Origin of the sequence: Lentzea sp. DG1S-22 (assembly GCF_036321065.1) — a bacterium.
GTDB classification, from domain to species: Bacteria; Actinomycetota; Actinomycetes; order Mycobacteriales; family Pseudonocardiaceae; genus Lentzea; species Lentzea jiangxiensis.
In genome coordinates this window covers 2,274,739-2,296,899 of sequence record NZ_CP143276.1, presented here as the reverse complement: position 1 = coordinate 2,296,899, position 22,161 = coordinate 2,274,739, and the positions used below count along the sequence as shown (strand labels likewise).

Sequence of the window (22,161 nt, the reverse complement as noted above, 5' to 3'; positions counted from 1 at the left end):
TGAGTGGGGCAACCGTGGATGAGAACGCCAAGCTGCGCGACTACCTGACCCGGGTCACCGGTGAGCTGCAGCGCACCCGAAACCGGCTGGCCGAGGTCGAGGACCGCGAAGCCGAGCCGATCGCCGTCGTGGGAATGGGCTGCCGCTTCCCCGGCGGCGTGCGCACACCCGAGCAGTTCTGGGACCTGCTGGTCACCGGCCGGCACGGGGTCACCGAGTTCCCGGTGAACCGGGGCTGGGACGTCGACGCGCTGTTCGACCCCGACCCCGACCACCTGGGCACGAGCTACGTGCGGCTCGGCGGTTTCGTGCACGACGCCGACGAGTTCGACCCGGAGTTCTTCGGCGTCTCCCCGCGCGAGGCCGTGTCGATGGACCCCCAGCAGCGCCTGCTGCTGGAGACCTCGTGGGAGGCGCTGGAGCGGGCAGGCATCGACCCGAGCTCGCTCAAGGGCAGCCGCGCCGGCGTGTTCATGGGCACGAACGGCGTGGACTACGCGCGCGACATCCCCAGGGGCGTCGAAGGCGTCGAGGGCTACCTGGGCACCGGCACCGCGGGCAGCGTCCTGTCCGGCCGGATCTCCTACGTGCTGGGGATCGAGGGTCCGTCGGTCACCGTCGACACGGCGTGCTCGGCGTCGCTGGTGACCCTGCACCTCGCGGTCCGCTCGCTGCGCGCGGGCGAGTCCGACCTGGCGCTGTCCGGTGGCGCCACGGTGATGTCGGACCCCGGCGCCTTCGTCGAGTTCTCCCGCCAGCGCGGGCTGTCCCGCGACGGTCTGGTCAAGGCCTTCGCCGCCGCTTCCGACGGCACCGGCTGGGGCGAGGGCGCGGGTGTGGTCGTGCTCGAGCGGCTGTCCGACGCCCAGCGCAACGGCCACCGGGTCCTCGCCGTCATCCGCGGCACCGCGGTCAACTCCGACGGCGCGTCCAACGGCCTCACCGCGCCCAACGGCCCATCGCAGCAACGCGTCATCCGCGCCGCCCTCACCGACGCCCGCCTGACCGCGAAGGACGTCGACGCCGTCGAGGCGCACGGCACAGGCACCACCCTCGGCGACCCCATCGAGGTGCAGGCGCTGCAGGCCACCTACGGCCGCAACCGGGAGGCGGACCGCCCCCTGCACCTCGGCTCGGTCAAGTCGAACATCGGCCACACGCAGGCCGCAGCCGGCGTCGCGAGCGTGATCAAGATGATCCTCGCGCTGCGCCACGGCGTGCTGCCCGCGAGCCTGCACATCGACGCCCCCACCCCGCAGGTCGACTGGTCGTCCGGCTCGATCTCGCTGCTCACCGAGAACCGCACGTGGCCGGCCGACCGCGTCCGCCGCGCGGGTGTGTCGTCGTTCGGCATCAGCGGCACCAACGCCCACGTCATCCTCGAGCAGGCACCGGAGCCGGCGGAGCTGCCCGACCGCGGGCCCGCGCCCGCGCTGATCCCCTGGGTGCTGTCCGGCCGGACCGACGCCGCTCTGCGCGCCCAGGCCGAGGCATTGCTGCAGGTCGACGAGGACCCGGCCGACATCGGCTACTCGCTGGCCGCGACGCGGGCGACCGGTCAGCGCCGCGCGGTCGTCACCGGCACCGACCTCGACTCGCTGCGCGCGGGCCTGCGCGCCGTCGCCCAGGGGGCCGGCGCCCCCGGCGTCACCACCGGCGAGGCCGTGGGCGGCCAGCTCGCCGTCCTGTTCACGGGGCAGGGTTCCCAGCGGCTGGGCATGGGGCGTGAGCTGTACGAGGCGTTCCCCGTTTTCGCCGAGGCGTACGACGAGATCGCGGCGTTGCTGCCCGGCATCCGGGAGATCGACGACGCCGAGGTGCTCAACCAGACGGGCAACGCCCAGCCGGCGTTGTTCGCGCTGGAGGTCGCGCTGTACCGGCTGGTCGAGTCGTGGGGCGTGAAGCCGGACTTCCTGATCGGCCACTCGGTCGGCGAGCTGGCCGCGGCGCACGTCGCCGGCGTCTGGTCGCTTCCGGACGCGGCCAAGCTCGTCGAGGCCCGCGGCAGGCTCATGCAGGCGCTGCCCACCGGCGGGGCCATGACCGCGATCCAGGCCGACGAGGACGAGGTCAGGGCCGCGCTGCGCGACGGCGTCGACATCGCCGCGATCAACGGTCCCCGATCGGTCGTGATCTCCGGCGACGCGGACGCCGTCGCCGAGGTGACCGCGGGCTTCGCCGCCTCCGGCCGCAAGACCAAGGCCCTCGCGGTCTCGCACGCGTTCCACTCCTCGCTGATGGACGCCATGCTCGCCGAGTTCGCCGAGGTCGCACGCGCGGTGACCTACCAGACGCCGAAGATCGCCCTGGTCTCCAACGTCACCGGTCAGCTCGCCCGCACCGAGGAGATCTGCGACCCCGGCTACTGGGTCCGGCACGTCCGCGAGGCCGTCCGGTTCGCCGACGGCGTCGCGACCCTGGCGGCGGCCGGTGTCACGCGGTACCTGGAGCTCGGTCCGGACGGCGTGCTGTCCGCCGCCGGCCAGGACTGCGCGGACGGCCGGTTCGTCCCCGCGCTGCGCCGCGACCGCGACGAGGTCGCGACGATCCTGTCCGGTCTCGCGCAGCTGCACGTCCACGGCGGCCGGGTCGACTGGGCCGCGTACTTCTCCGGTGCCCGCGTGGTCGACCTGCCCACCTACCCGTTCCAGCGCGACCGCTACTGGCTGCCCGTCACCGCGCCCGCGGGCGACGCGTCCGGGCTCGGCCTCAGCTCGCTCGACCACCCGCTGCTCGGTGCCGCCGTCTCGGTCGCCGACGCCGACGGGTTCCTGTTCACCGGCATCCTGTCCACCAGGACCCACCCGTGGCTCGCCGACCACGTCGTCATGGGCGCGGTGGTCGTGCCCGGCACGGCGCTGGTCGAACTGGCCGTGCGCGCGGCCGACGAGACCGGCCTCACCGCCATCGAGGAGCTCACCCTCCAGGCCCCGCTGGTGCTGCCCGAGAACGCGGGCGTGCACGTGCAGCTGTGGGTCGGCGCCGCGGACGAGGCGGGCCGTCGTCCGCTGACCCTGCACTCGCGCCCCAGCGGCGCCGCGGTCGACGGCGCGTGGACGCTGCACGCCTCCGGTTCGCTGGTCGCCGCGAGCCCGAGCACCGACTGGGACCTCGCCGAGTGGCCGCCGGCCGGTGCGGAGGCCGTCGGACTCGACGGGCACTACCGGGAGCTCGCCGCACTGGGACTGGACTACGGCGAGACGTTCCAGGGCCTGCGCGCGGTGTGGAGGCGCGGCGAGGACACGTTCGCCGAGGTCGCGCTGCCCGACCGGGCGCGCGACCAGGCGGGCCGGTTCGGCCTGCACCCGGCGCTGCTCGACGCCGCCCTGCACGCCCTGGCCGCCGACGAGGGCGGCCAGGCCCGGCTGCCGTTCGCCTGGGCGGACGTCAGCCTGCACGCCTCCGGCGCCGCCGACCTGCGGGTGCAGCTGTCCCCGGCGGGCACCGACGCGGTCACCCTGAGGGTCGCCGACGGTGAGGGAGCGCCGATCGCCACGGTCGGTTCGCTGGCCGTGCGGCCGGTGTCGGCCGAGCAGATCCGCACGTCCGCCGAGCAGAACGGGCTCTACGAGCTCGCTTGGAACCCGGTCACCTCCGCTTCCGGTGACGCACCCGGCTGGGCGTGGTGGGACGACCTGGGCGACGAGGTCCCCCCGGTCGTCGTGCACCGCGCCGGCGGCCAGGACGTGCACGAGGCGGTCTCCGCCACGCTCGGAGTGCTGCAGCAGTGGCTGGCCGACGAGCGGTTCGAGAACGCGAAGCTCCTCGTGCAGACCGTCGGCGCCGTCTCGGCGGGCCCGGAGGACCCCGCCGTCGACCCGGCCGTGGCCGCGGTCTGGGGCCTGGTGCGCTCCGCGCAGTCCGAGCACCCCGACCGCTTCGCGCTCGTGGACGCCGCCGAGATCACCGACGCCGTGCTCGCGTCCGACGAGCCGCAACTGGCCCTGCGCGACGGCGAGCTGCTGGTGCCGCGCCTGGTCGCCGCGGAGACGACCGGCCGCCTGGTCCCGCCCGCGGGCGGCTGGCGGCTCGGCATGTCCGGCAAGGGCACCGTCGACCACCTGGTGCTGGAGCCGGTGGCGGCGCAGCCGCTCGAACCGACCGAGGTCCGCGTCGCCGTGCGCGCGGCGGGCCTGAACTTCCGGGACGTGCTGAACGTCCTGGGCATGTACCGCGGCGAGGCCGGACTGCTCGTCAGCGAGTTCGCCGGCGTCGTCACCGAGGTCGGCGCGTCCGTGACCGACCTCGCGCCCGGCGACGAGGTGATGGGCCTGGTCGCCGGTGGCGGTGGCCCGGCGGCGGTGGTCGAGCGTCAGATGATCACCCGCAAGCCCGCGGCGTGGACGTTCGAACAGGCCGCGACCGTGCCGCTGGTGTTCCTCACCGCCTACTACGCGCTGTGCGACCTCGGTGAGCTGAAGGCGGGGGAGTCGATCCTGATCCACTCCGCCGCCGGTGGTGTGGGCATGGCCGCGACGCAGCTGGCGCACCACCTCGGCGCCGTCGTGTACGGCACCGCGAGCGAGAGCAAGCAGCACGTGCTGCGGGAGGCGGGCATCGCCGACGAGCGCATCGCCTCGTCCCGCACGCTCGACTTCGAACAGCGGTTCGGCCGGGTCGACGTCGTGCTCAACGCGCTGGCGGGCGACTTCGTGGACGCCTCGCTGCGGACGATGGCGCCGGGCGGCCGCTTCCTCGAGATGGGCAAGGCCGACGTCCGCGACGACGTGGCCGTGCACCACCCGGACGTGCGCTACCAGGCGTTCGACCTGAGCGAGGCGGGGCCCGAGCGCACGGCGCAGATGTGGACCGCCCTCGTCGAGCTGTTCGACCGGGGGGTGCTCGAACCCCTCCCGGTGAAGGTGTGGGACGTGCGCCAGGCACGGGCGGCGTTCCGCTACCTGAGCCAGGCCAAGCACATCGGCAAGGTCGCCCTGTCGATGCCGCGGGCGGCCGAGCCGGGCGGGACGGTGCTGGTGACCGGGGGCACCGGCGGTCTGGGCGCCGTCGTGGCCAAGCACCTCGTCGCCACGCACGGCGTGTGCAAGCTGCTGCTGACCAGCCGCCGCGGGCTCGACGCCCCCGGTGCGGCGGCGCTGGCCGAGGAGCTCACCGCGCTGGGCGCCGAGGTGTCGGCCGTGGCCTGCGACGTCGCGGACCGCGACGCGCTGGCCGCACTGCTCGACGGCGTCGAGCTGACCGGTGTGGTGCACGCGGCGGGCGTGCTCGACGACGGCACGGTCGACTCGCTGACCCCGCGGCGGGTGGCGGGCGTGCTGGGGCCGAAGGCCGACGCCGCCCGGTACCTGCACGAGCTGACCGCCGGTCAGGACCTGGCCTTCTTCGTCACCTTCTCCTCGGCCGCCGGCGTGCTCGGCGCGCCGGGGCAGGGCAGCTACGCGGCCGCGAACGCCTACCTCGACGCGCTCGCCGAGCACCGGCGGGCCCTCGGCCTGCCCGGCCAGTCGATGGCGTGGGGCCTGTGGGCCGCCGGCATGGGGGAGGCGCTCGGAGAGGCCGACCTCGCCCGGTTGCGCAACGGCGGCACCCCCGCGCTCACCGTGCCGGAGGGCCTGGCGCTGTTCGACGCCGCGATCGCGGCCGACGCGCCCGTGGCCGTCCCGATCAAGCTGGACCTGCCCGCGCTCCGCGCCTCCGCGCGGAGCACCTCGCTGCCGGCCGTGCTCGGCGGCCTCGTGAGCACGCCGCGCAGGCGCGTCGCGCAGTCCGGCGCCGGGCGGGGTTCCTCGCTCGCGCGCCGCCTCGCCTCGCTCACCGAGGCCGAGCAGGACCACGAGCTGCTGGACCTGGTCCGCACCGAGGTCGGGCTGGTGCTCGGCCACGTGACGCCGGGCGGCATCGAGCCCGGCCGCGGGTTCCTGGACCTCGGCTTCGACTCCCTGACCTCGGTCGAGCTGCGCAACCGCCTGAGCTCGGCGACCGGCCTGCGCCTGCCGTCGACCGTGACCTTCGACCACCCGACTCCCGTCGCGTTGGCGAGCTTCCTGCGCGCCGAGCTGCTGGGCGAGCTGGGGGTGGCGGGCGCTCCGCAGGTGCGGGCGCAGGTCGCCGCCTCCGACGACCCCATCGCGATCGTCGCCATGAGCTGCCGCTTCCCCGGCGGGGTGCGCTCGCCGGAGGACCTCTGGTCGCTGGTGGCCGAGGGCCGCGAGGGCATCTCCCCGTTCCCGGACGACCGCGGCTGGGACCTGGCGGCGCTGTTCGACACCACGCCGGGCAAGCAGGGCGTCTCGAACACGAGGGTCGGCGGGTTCCTGGAGAACGCCGGCGACTTCGACCCGGAGTTCTTCCGCATCTCGCCGCGCGAGGCGCTGGCGATGGACCCGCAGCAGCGGGTGCTGCTGGAGGTCTCCTGGGAGGCCTTCGAGCGGGCCGGGCTGAAGCCCGCGGACCTGCGCGGCAGCGCGACCGGTGTGTTCGCGGGCGCCATCTACCACGACTACGCCTCGCAGCTGAAGACGATCCCCGACGACGTCGAGGGATTCCTCGGCACCGGGACCTCGGGCTCGATGATGTCGGGCCGGATCGCCTACACCTTCGGGTTCGAGGGGCCGGCCGTGTCCGTCGACACCGCCTGCTCGTCGTCGTTGGTGGCGCTGCACATGGCGGCCCACTCGCTGCGCTCGGGCGAGTGCGAGCTGGCCCTCGCCGGTGGTGTGACCATCATGTCCACGCCCGGCCCGTTCATCGACTTCAGCAAGCAGCAGGCCATGGCGCTCGACGGCCGCTGCAAGGCCTTCGCCGACGGCGCCGACGGCGTCAGCTGGGGCGAGGGCGTCGGCATGGTGCTGCTGGAGCGGTTGTCGGACGCGCGGCGCAACGGCCACCCGGTTCTCGCGCTGCTCAAGGGCTCCGCGGTGAACCAGGACGGCGCGTCCAGCGGTCTGACCGCGCCGAACGGTCCGTCGCAGCAGCGGGTGATCCGGCAGGCGCTGGCGAACGCCGGTCTGTCCACTTCGGACGTCGACGCGGTGGAGGCGCACGGCACCGGCACCCGGCTCGGCGACCCGATCGAGGCGCAGGCGCTGCTCGCGACCTACGGCCAGGACCGGCGGGAACCGCTGTGGCTCGGGTCGGTGAAGTCGAACATCGGCCACACGCAGGCGGCGGCGGGCATCGCCGGTGTCATCAAGATGGTCGAGGCGATGCGCAGGGGCGTGCTGCCGCGCACCCTGCACATCGACGAGCCGTCCAGCCAGGTCGACTGGGACAGGGGCGCGATCCGGCTGCTCACCGAGCAGGTCGAGTGGCCGCGGAGCGGTGCGCCGCGCCGGGCGGGCGTGTCGTCGTTCGGCTTCAGCGGCACCAACGCGCACGTCGTGCTCGAGCACGTCCCGGCACCGGCCGCCGAGGAGGCGGAGACGAACCCGCCCGCGGTCGTGCCGCTGGTGCTGTCCGCCCGTTCCGAGGACGCCTTGCGGGAGCAGGCCGGGCGGCTCGCCGCCGCCGCGGACCCGGCGTCCCTGCTGGACGTCGCCTACTCGCTGGTCACGTCCCGCCAGTCGCACGAACGACGTGCCGTCGTCGTGGGCGCCGACCACGAGAGCGTGCTCGCCGGGCTGTCGGCGTTCGCCGCCACCGGCCAGGCTCCCGGCGTCGTCACCGGTCTGGCCGCTCCCGGCAGGCTCGCGTTCCTGTTCACCGGCCAGGGTTCCCAGCGGCTCGGCATGGGTGCCGGCCTGTACGAGGCGTTTCCGGCCTTCGCCGAGGCCTATGACGAGGTCTGTGCCCATCTTCCGGGTATCAGGCACATCTCCGACGCGGACGTGCTCGGCCAGACCGCCCACGCGCAGCCCGCGATCTTCGCGCTGGAAGTGGCGCTGTTCCGCCTGGTCCGGTCGTGGGGTGTCACGCCGGACTTCCTCGCGGGGCACTCGATCGGTGAGATCGCGGCGGCGCACGCCGCCGGCGTCATGTCGCTGGAGGACGCGGCGAAGCTCGTGTCCGCACGCGGCCGTCTGATGCAGGCGCTGCCCGCCGGTGGCGCGATGGTCGCCGTCCAGGCGACCGAGGACGAGGTCCGGGAACACCTGTCCGACGAGGTGTCCCTGGCCGCGGTCAACGGGCCGAACGCCGTGGTGCTGTCGGGTGTCGCGGCGCCGGTGCTCGAGGTCGCCGCGAAGTTCCGGGAGCTCGGCCGCCGCACCAAGCAGTTGACCGTGTCGCACGCGTTCCACTCCGTGCTGATGGAGCCGATGCTCGCCGAGTTCCGCGCGGTGGCCGAGTCGATCGAGTACCGCGAACCGGCGGTCCCGATCGTGTCCACTGTGACGGGCGCGCTGGTCGAGCCCGGTGTGGTGACGTCGCCGGAGTACTGGGTCGAGCACGTCCGCAAGCCTGTGCGGTTCGCCGACGGCCTGACGGCGCTGGCGGGCCTCGACGTCTCCCGTTTCCTGGAGATCGGTCCCGACGCCGTCCTGTCCGGGCTCGGGCAGGACACCGCGGAGGCCGTCTTCGTCCCGTCCCTGCGCAAGGACCGCGACGAGGCGACGTCGCTGGTGACCGCGCTGGGAACGTTGCACAGCCACGGCGTCGACGTCCGCTGGCAGGAGTACTTCGCCGGTTGCGGCGCGAAGGTCGTCGACCTGCCGACCTACCCGTTCCGGCAGCAGCGGTTCTGGCTGCACTCCACGCCCGGCGCGGGTGACGCCCCGAGCCTGGGTCTCGGCGCGCTGGACCACCCGCTGCTCGGCGCCACCGTCACGCTCCCGGACAGCGGGGGACTCGTGCTGACGGGCCGGCTGTCGCTGGACGCGCAGCCGTGGCTGGCCGGGCACCGGGTGATGGGCACGGTCCTGCTGCCCGGTACCGCGTTCGCCGAGCTGGCGGTCCGCGCGGGCGACGAGGTCGGCTGCGACACGGTGGAGGAGCTCGTCCTCCAGACGCCACTGGTGCTCGGCGGCGCGGCCCTGCAGCTGCGCGTGACCCTCTCCGAGTCCGAAGAGGACGGTCGGCGCGCGGTCACCGTCCACTCGCGACCCGAGGGTGCCGACGACGACTGGACCCTGCACGCCACCGGGACGCTGGTCCGCGGCGACGACGAGCCGGGAGAGCCGCAGACCGCGTGGCCGCCGGAGAACGCCGCACCTGTCGACCTCGAGGGCTTCTACCCGAACCTCGCCGAGGCCGGACTGGACTACGGCGGGGTGTTCCGCGGCCTGCGTGCCGCCTGGCGCCGGGGTGAGGAGACGTTCGCCGAGGTCGAGCTGCCCGCCGACACCGACGTCAGCCGGTTCGGCCTGCACCCGGCCCTGCTGGACGCCGCGCTGCACGCCGTCGGGCTCTCCGGCGGTCAGGCGAGGCTGCCGTTCTCGCTGGCCGGCCTGACGCTGCACGCGGCCGGCGCGACCGCGCTGCGCGTCCGGCTCGCCCCGGCGGGAGCGGGCGCGCTGTCGCTGCGGGTCGCCGACCTCACCGGTGCTCCGGTGCTCTCGGTCGCCCGGCTCGTGCTGAGGGAGATCAGCGAGGAGCAGCTGCGCCCGGCCGGTCAGGCAGAGCGCGACGCCCTGTTCACCGTGGACTGGGTGCCGGTCAAGGCTGACGCACGCGCTGATGTCCTGCCCTACGGCCAAGAGGCCGCCGCGGACGCGTTCGTCCACGTCGTTCCCGGGGGTGCGGCCGACGCCGTCACCGTCGAGGTCCTGGAGCTGCTGAAGTCGTGGCTGGCCGAGGACCGCGAGGCCAAGCTGGTCGTGCGCACGACCCCCGGTGTGCCCGCGCACGCCGCGGTGAGCGGGCTCGTGCGCAGCGCGCAGGCCGAGCACCCCGACCGGTTCGTGCTGGTGCACGGCGACGGTGACGTCGCCGCCGCCGTCGGCACGGGCGAACCGGAGGTCTTGCTCGCAGGCGGCGAGCTCAAGGCTCCCCGCCTGGTGCGCGCCAAGGCGACCGGTCGCGACGACTGGTCGCTCGACGGGACCGTCCTGGTCACCGGTGGTACCGGCGGCCTGGGCGCGCTGGTCGCCCGCCGCCTCGTCGAGAACCACGGCGTCCGGCACCTGCTGCTGGTCAGCCGTTCCGGCGGCGACAGCCCCGGCGCGGCCGCGCTGGTGCGGGAGCTGACCGCGCTCGGTGCCGAGGTGACGGTCGCCGCGTGCGACGTCGCCGACCGCGGCCAGCTGCAGGCCGCGCTCGCTCTCGTTCCCGCCGACCAGCCGTTGCGCGGCGTCGTGCACGCGGCCGGTGTGCTCGACGACGGCGTGCTCGACGCGATGACCCGTGAGCGCGTGGAAGCCGTGCTGCGCCCGAAGGCCGAGGCCGCCTGGCACCTGCACGAGCTGACCGACGGCCTCGACCTGTTCGTCATGTTCTCCTCGATCGCGGGCACGCTCGGCGCGCCGGGCCAGGCCAACTACGCCGCGGCGAACGGCTTCCTCGACGGGCTGGGCGCTCACCGCCGCGCGCAGGGGCTGCCGGCGACCTCGATCGCCTACGGCCTGTGGGACGAGGGCATGGGCCACGGCCAGGCCGCCGGCCCCGCCGGGTTCGCGGCGCTGTCGGCCGAGGACGGCCTCGCGCTGTTCGACCTGGTCGCGCTCGGCGACGACGCCAACCCCGTCGCGATGCGGCTGGACCTCGCCGCGGTCAGGGACGGCGCGAAGGCCACCGGCGTGGTCCCGCACGTGCTGCGGAGCCTCGTCAAGGTGCGTCCCCGCCGCACCGCGCGCACGGAGGAAGGTGCCGGGCTGCGCCAGCGGCTGGGCGCGCTTCCGCCGGCGGAGCGGCTGCGGCAGCTGCTCGAGCTGATCCGCACCGAGGTCGCGCTCGTGCTGGGCCACACCAGCCCGGACGCGGTCGAGACCGACCGCGCGTTCGGCGACCTGGGCTTCGACTCGCTCACCGCGGTCGAGCTGCGCAACCGCCTCGACGCGGCCACCGGTCTGCGGCTGCCCGCCACGCTGATCTTCGACTACCCCACGCCGCTCGCGCTGGCCGAGTTCGTCCAGGCCGAGTTCGTCGACGAGCTGGCCGACCCGGCGACGCCGGCGTTCGCCCCCGTGGCGCTCGCCGACGACCCGATCGCCATCGTCGGCATGGCCTGCCGCTACCCCGGTGGCGTCGGGTCGCCGGAGGACCTGTGGGACCTCGTCCTCCACGGCCGCGACGGGGTCACCCGCTTCCCCGAGGACCGCGGGTGGGACGTCGACGGCATCTACCACCCCGACCCCGACGCGCAGGGCAAGACCTACACGCGGGAGGGCGGGTTCCTGCACGACGCCGGCGACTTCGACCCGGAGTTCTTCGGCATCTCGCCGCGCGAGGCGCTGGCCATGGACCCGCAGCAGCGGTTGCTGCTGGAGGTCTCGTGGGAGGCGCTGGAGCACGCACGGGTGGACCCGAGCGGTCTCAAGGGCTCGCAGACCGGTGTGTTCGCCGGGTTGATGTACCACGACTACGGCGCGCGCCTCGGCGTGCTGCCCGACGGTGTCGAGGGCTTCATCGGCACCGGCACGTCCGGCAGCGTGCTGTCCGGGCGCGTGGCCTACACCCTCGGCCTGGAGGGCCCCGCGGTCACGGTCGACACGGCGTGCTCGTCCTCGCTGGTCGCCATGCACTGGGCGATGCAGGCGCTGCGCTCCGGTGAGTGCTCGATGGCGCTCGCGGGCGGTGTCACCGTCATGGCCACTCCCGACACGTTCATCGGCTTCTCCCGCCAGCGCGGTCTCGCCGCCGACGGCCGGTGCAAGTCCTTCTCCGGCGACGCCGACGGCACCGGCTGGTCCGAAGGCGTCGGTGTGCTGGTGCTGGAGCGGTTGTCCGACGCCCGCCGCAACGGTCACCGCGTCCTCGCGGTGGTCCGGGGCTCTGCGGTGAACCAGGACGGCGCGTCGAACGGCCTGACCGCGCCGAACGGTCCGTCGCAGCAGCGGGTGATCCGCCAGGCGCTCGCCAGTGCGGGCATCCCGTCGTCCACGGTGGACGTCGTCGAGGCGCACGGCACCGGCACCCCGCTCGGCGACCCGATCGAGGCCCAGGCGCTGCTCGCCACCTACGGCCAGGAGCGTGAGGAGGAGCCGCTCTACCTCGGCTCGATCAAGTCGAACATCGGCCACACCCAGGCCTCGGCCGGTGTCGCCGGTGTCATCAAGATGGTGCAGGCGCTGCGCCACGGCGTGCTGCCGGCGACGCTGCACCTGGACGAGCCGACCCCGCACGTCGACTGGGCGTCCGGTGACGTCAGCCTGCTCACCGAGCAGCGCGCCTGGCCCGAGGTCGACCGCCCGCGCCGCGCCGCCGTGTCGTCCTTCGGCATCAGCGGCACCAACGCGCACGTCATCCTGGAACAGGCTCCGGACGAGCCCGTGCCGCCGCGCGAGGACCCGGAGCTCCCCGCCGTGCCGTGGGTGCTCTCCGCGCGCAGCGAGGAGGCACTGCGCGAGCAGGCGGCCCGGCTGCTCGCCGTCGACGGTCAGCACGCCGATCTCGGCCTGTCGCTGGCCACCACGCGCACCTCGCACGACCACCGCGCTGTGGTGGTCGGCTCGACCCCGCAGGAGCTCCGCGCCGGGCTGACCGCGCTGTCGGCCGGTGAGACCGCGGCGTCGGTCACGACCGGCAGGGTCCTCTCCGGACGGACGGCGGTGCTGTTCACCGGTCAGGGTTCGCAGCGGCCGGGCATGGGTTCCGGGCTGTACGAGGCGTTCCCCGTCTTCGCCCGGGCCTACGACGAGGTCTGCGAGTACCTGCCCGGCATCAGGGACATCACCGAAGCGGAGGTGCTCGCCAGGACGAGCAACGCCCAGCCCGCGATCTTCGCGCTGGAAGTGGCGTTGTTCCGCCTGGTCCGGTCCTGGGGCGTCACGCCGGACTTCCTCGCCGGGCACTCGATCGGCGAGATTGCGGCGGCGCACGTCGCCGGGGTCCTGTCGCTCCCGGACGCGGCGAAGCTGGTGTCCGCACGCGGTCGCCTGATGCAGGCGCTGCCGGACGGTGGTGCGATGGTCGCCGTCCAGGCGACCGAGGACGAGGTCCGGGAACACCTGTCGCCCGAGGTGTCGCTGGCCGCGGTCAACGGCCCGAACGCCGTCGTGCTGTCCGGCGCGGCGTCGCAGACCCTCAAGGTTGCCAAGGAGTTCGAGAAGCTCGGCCGCCGCACCAAGCGGCTGACCGTCTCGCACGCGTTCCACTCGGCGCTGATGGAGCCGATGCTCGACGAGTTCCGCGCGGTGGCGGAGTCGCTGACCTACGCGGCACCGTCGATCCCCGTCGTCTCCACGGTCACCGGGGAACTCGTCACCGACCGGCTGACCGATCCCGGCCACTGGGTCGAGCACGTGCGGGCGACCGTCCGGTTCGCCGACGCCGTGTCCTGCTTGCAGGACAAGGGCGTCACGCGGTTCCTCGAGGTCGGTCCGGACGGTGTGCTGTCGGCGATGGGCGCTGACAGCGCCGACGGCCTCTTCACCTCGTTCCTGCGCAAGGACCGCGACGAGGCCACGTCCGCCCTGACCGGGCTGGCCGCCGCGTACACCCGCGGTGAGCAGGTCGACTGGTCCGCGGTGTTCGCGGGCAGCGGCGCGCGGGTCGTGGACCTCCCGACGTCGGCCTTCCGGCACCAGCGGTTCTGGCTCGCCTCCACCGGCGCGGGCGCGGACGTCTCCGCCGTCGGTCTCGTGCCCGCCGAGCACCCGCTGCTCGGTGCGGCCGTGCCGTTCGCCGACGGTGACGGCTGGGTCCTCACGGGCCGGCTGTCGCTGGCCACGCACCCGTGGCTCGCGGACCACGCCGCGCTCGGCTCCGTGCTCATGCCGGGAACCGGGCTGCTGGAACTGGTCGTGCGCGCCGGCGACGAAGCCGGGTGCGGCACGGTCGACGAGCTGACGGTCCAGGCGCCGCTGCTGCTGCCGGCGTCCGGATCGCTGGACGTGCAGGTGCTCGTCGGCGCGGCGGACGGCGCCGGCCGGCGACCGGTGTCCGTGCACTCCCGCGGTGCGCACGGATCGTGGACCGAGCACGCGGCGGGCACGTTGTCGCCCGTCACGTCCGCCCCGGCGTTCGACCTGGCGGCCTGGCCGCCCGCGGGCGAGGCCGTGGAGCTCGACGGCGTGTACGACGACCTCGCCGCCGCCGGACTGGTCTACGGACCGGTGTTCCAGGGCCTGCGGACCGCCTGGCGCTCCGGCGACGACGTCTGGGCCGAGGTCGCGCTGCCCGAGGCGGAGCACGACCAGGCCGGCAGGTTCGGCCTGCACCCGGCGCTGCTCGACGCTGCGCTGCACACGATCGGGCTCATGGAGGGGGAGGAGACCCGTCTCCCGTTCTCGTTCGGCTCGGTCACCCTGCACGCGACCGGTGCCACCGCGTTGCGCGTCCGGGTCACCTCGACCGGCACCGACAGGGTGTCCGTCCTCGTCGCCGACAGCACCGGCGCCCCCGTCGCGACGATCGGCTCGCTGGTCGTCCGCGCCGCCTCCGCCGAGCAGCTGCGCACGACCGACGAGCCGCTGTACGAGCTGTCCTGGGTTCCCGTGCCCGCACAGGGGACCCCGGTCGAGCACCTGCCGCTGCGGGAGGCCGGCGACGACGTTCCCCGGCGCTGGTCCTGGACGTCGCGGCGGGCGACCCCCGGGACGTCCTGCACAGCACGCTGGCGGCGATCCAGGAGTTCCTCGCCGAGGAGCGGTTCGCCGACGCGCGGCTGGTCGTCGTGACCGACGGGTCGCTGTCCGGTGCGGCCGTGCGCGGCCTGGTCCGCAGCGCGGAGTCGGAGAACCCCGGCCGGTTCGTCCTCGTCGAGGGCGACGACGTGAGCACGGCGCTCGCGACGGGCGAGCCGCAGGTCCGCGTCCACGACGGCGAGGCACTGGCGCCCCGGCTCGTCCGGGCGCGGGCGGCCGAGCCGGCCGTGTGGGGCGAGGGCACGGTCCTCGTCACCGGTGGCACGGGTGGGATCGGCGCCGCGGTCGCCCGGCACCTCTCGCGGGTGCACGGCGTCACCAAGCTGGTGCTGACCAGCCGCCGCGGCCTGGACGCGCCCGGCGCGGCCGAGCTCGCCGCGGAGCTGGGTGCGGAGGTCAGGGCGTGCGACGTCGCGGACACCGACGCCCTGGCGGCGTTGCTGGACTCGATCCCCGACCTGACCGGGGTCGTGCACGCCGCCGGTGTGCTCGACGACGGCGTGGTCACGGCGCTGACGCCGGAGCGGGTGGACACCGTGCTGCGCCCGAAGGCCGAAGCGGCCGTGGCGCTGCACGAGCTGACCCGCGACCGGCCGCTGAGCCAGTTCGTCCTGCTGTCCTCGGTCTCCGGCATCCTCGGTGGCCCGGGGCAGGCGAACTACGCCGCGGCGAACGCGGTCCTCGACGCCCTGGCCGAGCTGCGGGTCGCCGAAGGCCTGCCCGCCCGGTCCCTGGCCTACGGCCTGTGGGCCGACGGCATGGGCGACGGGTCCGATGTGGACAGGCTGAGCCGTGAGGGCTTCGGTGCACTGTCCGAAGAGGAGGGTCTCGCGCTGTTCGACGCCGCGCTCGCCGCGGAGACGGCGGTGCCGGTACCGGTGAAGCTGGACCTCGCGACGTTGCAGGTCCACGCCCGCACCTCGCCGATCCCGGTCGTGCTGCGGGGTCTGGTGCGGGTTCCGCGCCTGCGCAGCGCCGTCAACGCCCAGGCGGTGTCGGCACTGCTGGAGACGCTGTCCAGGCTCTCCGACGCCGAGCAGCGCACGCACGTGACGGACCTGGTCCGGACGCGCGTCGCGGAGGTCCTCGGCCACAGCGCAACGGCCGCGGTGGAGGTGGGACGTGCGTTCACGGAGCTGGGCTTCGACTCGCTCACGGCGGTCGAGCTGCGCAACCGGCTCGGCGAGGCGACCGGCCTGCGGCTGCCCGCGACGCTGATCTTCGACTACCCGACGCCCCTGGCGCTGGCCGAGTACGTCCGCACCGAGCTCCTCGGCGCGACGGCCACCGAGGTCGTCCCGGCGGCGCGCTCCGCCGTGTCGGACGAGCCCGTCGCGATCATCGCGATGAGCTGCCGCTACCCCGGTGGCGTCCGCTCGCCGGAGGACCTGTGGCGGCTGGTCTCCGAGGGCACCGACGCGATCACGCCGTTCCCGTCCGACCGGGGCTGGGACCTCGAGGACCTGTACGACCCGGACCCCGACCGCACCGGCAAGAGCTACACCCGCGAGGGCGGGTTCCTGCTCGACGCGGCGGACTTCGACGCCGAGTTCTTCGGCATCTCGCCCCGCGAGGCGATGACCGTCGACCCGCAGCAGCGCCTGCTGCTGGAGACGGCCCAGGAAGCCTTCGAACGCGCCGGGATCGACCCGGCGGCGCTCAAGGGCAGCTCCACCGGTGTGTTCGCCGGCGTGATGTACAACGACTACGCCTCCCGCCTGACGAGCACCCCCGACGGGTTCGAGGGCCTGCTCGGCACCGGCAGCGCGAACAGCGTCCTGTCCGGCCGCGTCGCCTACACCTTCGGGCTGGAGGGTCCCGCGGTGTCGGTGGACACCGCGTGCTCGTCGTCGCTCGTCGCGCTGCACCTCGCGGCGCAGTCGCTGCGGTCGGGCGACTGCGACCTGGCGCTGGCGGGTGGCGCGACGGTGATGGCCACGCCGAACCCGTTCATCGAGTTCTCCCGGCAGCGCGGCCTGGCCGCCGACGGCCGGTGCAAGCCGTTCGCCGCGGCGGCGGACGGCACCGGCTGGTCGGAGGGCGCCGGGTTCCTGCTCCTGGAGCGGTTGTCCGACGCCCGGCGCAACGGTCACCGCGTCCTCGCGGTGGTCCGGGGCTCTGCGGTGAACCAGGACGGCGCGTCGAACGGCCTGACCGCGCCGAACGGTCCGTCCCAGGTGCGCGTGATCCGCCAGGCCCTCGCGGCCGCCGGTCTGTCCACTTCGGACGTCGACGCGGTCGAGGCGCACGGCACCGGCACCGCGCTGGGCGACCCGATCGAGGCGCAGGCGGTGCTGGCCACCTACGGCCAGGACCGCGACGTGCCGCTCGTGCTCGGCTCGATCAAGTCCAACATCGGTCACACCCAGGCCGCGGCCGGCGTCGCCGGGATCATCAAGATGGTCGAGGCGATGCGGCACGGGACCATTCCCGCGAGCCTGCACATCGACTCGCCGTCCCCGCACGTGGACTGGGCCGGGGGCGCGGTCGAGCTGGCGACCGAGGCGCGGCCGTGGGCGCCGCACGACCGCCCCCGCCGTGCGGCCGTTTCGGCCTTCGGCATCAGCGGCACCAACGCCCACGTCATCCTCGAGCAGGGACCGGACGTCCCGGTGCCCGCGCGGGAGGTGAAGACGCCGGCAATGCTGCCGTACGTCCTTTCCGGACGGACGGAGAAAGCCTTGCGGGCGCAGGCGGAGCGTCTGCTCAACGCCGAGCTCGCGGAACCGGTGGACGTCGCGTACTCGTTGGTCACCAGCCGCAGCATGCACGAGCGGCGTGCCGTCGTGACGGGACGTCCGGCCGACCTGCGCGCCGGGCTCGCGGCCCTGGCGGAGGGGCAGCCCGCGGCGAACCTGACCGTGGACCGCGCCGTCGCGGGCCAGCTCGCCGTCCTGTTCACGGGGCAGGGTTCCCAGCGGCTGGGCATGGGGCGTGAGCTGTACGAGGCGTTCCCCGTTTTCGCCGAGGCGTACGACGAGATCGCGGCGTTGCTGCCCGGCATCCGGGAGATCGACGACGCCGAGGTGCTCAACCAGACGGGCAACGCGCAGCCCGCGCTGTTCGCCCTCGAGGTCGCGCTGTACCGGCTGGTCGAGTCGTGGGGCGTGAAGCCGGACTACCTGGCCGGTCACTCCATCGGCGAGCTGGGCGCGGCGCACGTCGCCGGGGTGTTGTCGTTGCAGGACGCGGCGAAGCTGGTCGAGGCGCGCGGACGGCTGATGCAGGCACTGCCCACCGGCGGCGCGATGGTGGCCGTGGAGGCCACCGAGGACGAGGTGCGCGAGCACCTCACCGCCGAGGTCGGCCTGGCCGCCGTCAACGGCCCCTCCGCCGTCGTGCTGTCCGGTGTGGAGGCTCCCACGCTGGCCGTGGCCGAGAGCTTCCGCGCACAGGGCCGCCGCACCAGGCGCCTGGCGGTCTCGCACGCCTTCCACTCGGTGCTGATGGACCCGATGCTCGCCGAGTTCGCGGAGGTCGCGCGCTCGCTGGACTACCGGGAGCCCGCGGTGCCGGTCGTGTCGAACGTGACGGGCCGGCTGGCGACCGGGCTGACCGACCCGGACTACTGGGTGCGGCACGTGCGGGACACCGTCCGCTTCGCCGACGGCGTCCGCGAACTGGAAGCCGCGGGCGTCACCAAGTTCGTCGAGCTGGGTCCGGACGGCGTGCTGTCCGCGATGGGCCACGACTGCGCGAGCGACGCGGCGGTGTTCGTCCCGTTGCTGCGCAAGGACCGCCCCGAGCGGCAGTCCGCGGAAGCCGCCTTCGGCCGGTTGGTGGCGACGGGCGTCACCGTGGACTGGGAGGCGTTCTTCGCGGGCACCGGTGCCCGGCGCGTCGACCTCCCGACCTACGCCTTCCAGCGCGAGCGCTACTGGCTCGAGAGCGGTCCGGCGACCGGCGACGCCGCCGGGCTCGGACTGACGACGACCGAGCACCCGCTGCTCGGTGCCATCACGTCGACGCCGGACGGCGATGGGCTGGTCTGCTTCGGCAGGCTGTCCCGCGCCGCCCAGCCGTGGCTCGTGGACCACACCGTGCTCGGCGCGGTCCTGGTCCCCGGCGCGGCCCTGGTCGAGATGGTCGTCCGGGCGGGTGACGAGATCGGCTGCCCGAGGGTGGCCGAGCTGACCCTCGCGGCACCGGTGGTGCTGCCCGACCAGGGCGGACTGGCCGTCCAGGTCGTGGTCGGCGCCGCGGCCGAGGACGGCGGGCGCGAGGTCGCGGTGTACTCGAGGCCGGCGGACGCCTCCGTCGAGGAACCGTGGACGCAGCACGCGGCGGGTGTGCTCGTGCCCGACGAGAACCGCCTCCCGGAGGCGGCGGGCGCATGGCCGCCCACGGACGCGGAAGTCCTCGAGGTGGAAGGCCTCTACTCCGATCTGGAGGCCACCGGCCTGAGCTACGGCCCGGTGTTCCAGGGCCTCGTCTCCGCCTGGCTGCGGGACGAGGAGATCTTCGCCGACGTGGTGCTGCCGGAGGCGGCGCACGGCGACGTGGCCCGCTTCGGCATCCACCCGGCGTTGCTCGACGCGGCCCTGCACCCCATCGGGCTGCTCGGCTTCGACGGGGAGGCGACCGCACGCCTGCCGTTCCTGTGGCGCGACGTCTCGCTGCACGCCACCAACGCGACCGCGGTGCGCGTGACGGTGACGCCCACCGGTCCCGACTCGGTCCGGCTGGAGCTCACCGACACCGCGGGCGCACCGGTGCTCACCGTCGGATCCCTGCTGCTGCGCGAAGTGTCCGCGGACCAGCTCGACAGCGGTCCGTCCACTTCGGACTGGCTGTTCCGGGCGGACTGGGTTCCGGTCGCGGGTGGCGGTGCCCCGGTGGCCTGGGCCTTCCACGACGAGGCCGGGGAGACCGCGCCCCCGGTGGCGGTGCTCAGGGTCCGGCCGCTCTCCCAGGAGGTCCCGCGCGCCGTGCACGACGTGCTGGCGAGCACGCTCGCCACCGTCCAGGCGTGGCTGGCCGATGAGCGCAACGCGGACGGCAGGCTCGTCCTGCTCACCCGCGACGCGGTGCGGGTGAACGGCTGCGACGAGGTCGACCCGGTCACGGCTTCGGTCTGGGGCCTGATCCGCAGTGCCCAGGCGGAGAACCCCGGCCGGCTGGTGCTGGTGGACGCCTCCGAGCAGGACGTCGACCTGGCGCTCACCGCGCTCGGCGACGAGACGCAGCTGGCGGTGCGCGACGGAGTCGTGCACGCCTGCCGCCTGGTCCGGGCCAGCAGCGCGCCGGAACTGGTCCCGCCGCCGGGTGAGCGCACCTGGCTGCTGGACCCGTCGGACGGGGGACTCCGGGCCGGTTCACGTTCCAGCCGTTCCCGGAAGCCGCCGCGCCCCTGGCCGCGCACGAGGTCCGGATCGGTGTCCGTGCCGCCGGCGTCAGCGTCGGCGACGGAGGTCTGCTCGGCCGCGAGGCCGCGGGCATCGTCGTGGAGGTGGGGGAGGGCGTCACCGACCTCCGCGTCGGCGATCCGGTGATGGGCTTGGTGCACAACGCTTTCGGGCCGGTCGTCCGCACCGGGCGCTCGCTCGTCACCAGGGTCCCGCACTGGTGGACGTTCGAGCAGGCGGCCTCCGTGCCGCGGGCGTTCCTGACCGCCTGGTACGCGCTGAACGACCTGGCCGGTCTGTCCGCCGGGGAGTCGGTGCTCATCGACGGCGCGGCCGGGGACGTCGGCATGGCCGCCACCCAGATCGCCCAGCACCTCGGTGCGGAGGTCCACGGCACGGCGGAGGAAGGCCAGTGGGACGTCCTGCGCGCGGCGGGCCTGCCCGACAGCCGCATCGCCTCCTCGCGGACTCCCGGCTTCGAGGAGCGGTTCCTCGGCTCGACCGACGGCCGCGGCGTTGACGTCGTGTTCGGCGGCGGCACCACCGACGCGTTGATGCGGCTGTTGCCGCGCGGTGGGCGGATGGTGGAAATGGGGAAGGCCGATCTTCGCCCGGCGAGCGATTTCTCAGGGCAGTATCCAGATGTGACTCACCGGGTGTGCGACGTCGAGGACGCCGGCACCGAACGGATCGCGGCGATGTGGGAGGAGCTGGTCACGATGTTCGAGTCGGGAGTGCTCAACCCCCTGCCGATCCGTTCCTGGGACATCCGCGAGGCTCCCGAGGCGGCCCGCTTCCTCGGTCACGCCGAGCACGCCGGCAAGGTCGTGCTGACCGTGCCGCGGGTGCTCGACGCGAGCGGAACGGTTCTCGTCACCGGCGGTACCGGTGGCCTCGGCGCCGTCGTGGCCCGGCACCTGGTGACCACGCTCGGCGTGCGGGACCTCGTTCTCGTGGGCCGGCGTGGCGCGGACGCGCCGGGTGCTGCGGAGCTGGCCGGCGAACTGACCGGGCTCGGCGCGCAGGTCCGCGTCGTCGCGTGCGACGCGGCCGACCGGTCCCAGCTGGAGGACCTGCTGGAGAGCATCCCGGTGCTCACCGGCGTCGTCCACGCGGCCGGCGTGCTCGACGACGGCCTGTTCACCTCGCTGACGCCGGACCGGCTGGAGAAGGTCCTGCGCCCCAAGGTGGACGCGGCCTGGAACCTGCACGAGCTGACCCGGGGGCGAGACCTCACGATGTTCGTCCTGTTCTCCTCGGCCGCGGGCGTCCTCGGCACGCCGGGCCAGGCGAACTACGCCGCGGCGAACACCTTCCTCGACGCGCTCGCCGAACACCGGCGCTCGCTCGGCCTGCCCGCCTCCTCCCTCGCCTACGGCCTCTGGGCCGACGGCATGGGTGCGGCGACGGACGCCGGCCGGATGGCACGCGAGGGCTTCGGTGCGCTCACCGCTGCCGAGGGCCTGGCGTTGTTCGACCTGGCCACGTCCATGGCCGCACCGGCGACGGTGCCGGTGAAGCTCGACGTGGCGAGGCTCGGGGCGATCGCCGAGAACGCCTCCCTGCCGCCGCTGCTGCGGGCGCTGGTGCGGCCGCAGCGCGCCCGCCGGTCGGCCTCGGCCGAGAACGCGGGACAGGCGGAGGAGCTGAGGCGGCGCCTGGCCGGGCTGTCGCAGGCCGATGCCCGGCAGGCGTTGCTCGACGTGGTCCGCCGCCAGGCGGCGGCCGTGCTCGGTCACGCCGGGCCGGACACGATCGAGCCCGAGCGGGCGTTCACCGACCTGGGCTTCGACTCGCTGACCGCGGTCGAGCTGCGCAACCAGCTCGGCGAGGCGACGGGTCTGCGGCTGCCGGCGACGCTGATCTTCGACTACCCGACCCCGGACGCCATGGCGGAGTTCCTCCAGGCCGAGGTGGTACCCGCGGCCGCCGCCGAAGTGTCCGGTGTGGACAGCGAGATCACCCACCTGGAGGCGGCGCTGACCGCGCTCGACCCGGCGACCACCGACGGGGCGCACGTGGAGACGAGGCTGCGCCGGTTGGTCGCGCTGTGGCGGGACAAGACCCGTTCCGGCTCGGACGACGGGACGGACATCGAGGCCGCCACGCTGGACGACATGTTCTCCCTGCTCGACAACGAACTCTGACCCACTTCGACCTTTCCGTTCGTGGCGGCG

At 74.3% G+C, this 22,161-nt stretch carries 2 protein-coding genes and 1 pseudogene; all 3 read left to right on the top strand.

All coding sequences use genetic code 11. The features are described from left to right. Positions 1 to 14: 14 nt before the first annotated feature. The 3 genes and pseudogenes from V1227_RS09915 (at position 15) to V1227_RS09905 (ending at position 22,131) form a co-directional block, all read left to right on the top strand. Positions 15 to 14,672, top strand: a complete 14,658-nt coding sequence (locus V1227_RS09915) for an SDR family NAD(P)-dependent oxidoreductase (RefSeq protein ID WP_329792211.1) — start codon at positions 15 to 17, stop codon at positions 14,670 to 14,672. Positions 14,673 to 14,848: 176 nt separating this feature from the next. Continuing rightward, positions 14,849 to 20,131: pseudogene (locus tag V1227_RS09910) on the top strand (type I polyketide synthase); the annotation flags it as partial. Further along, on the top strand, positions 20,089 to 22,131 hold the full coding sequence (locus V1227_RS09905; protein ID WP_329792209.1) for a type I polyketide synthase: 2,043 nt from the start codon (positions 20,089 to 20,091) through the stop codon (positions 22,129 to 22,131). The pseudogene V1227_RS09910 and the gene V1227_RS09905, both read left to right, overlap by 43 nt. Positions 22,132 to 22,161 lie beyond the last annotated feature (30 nt).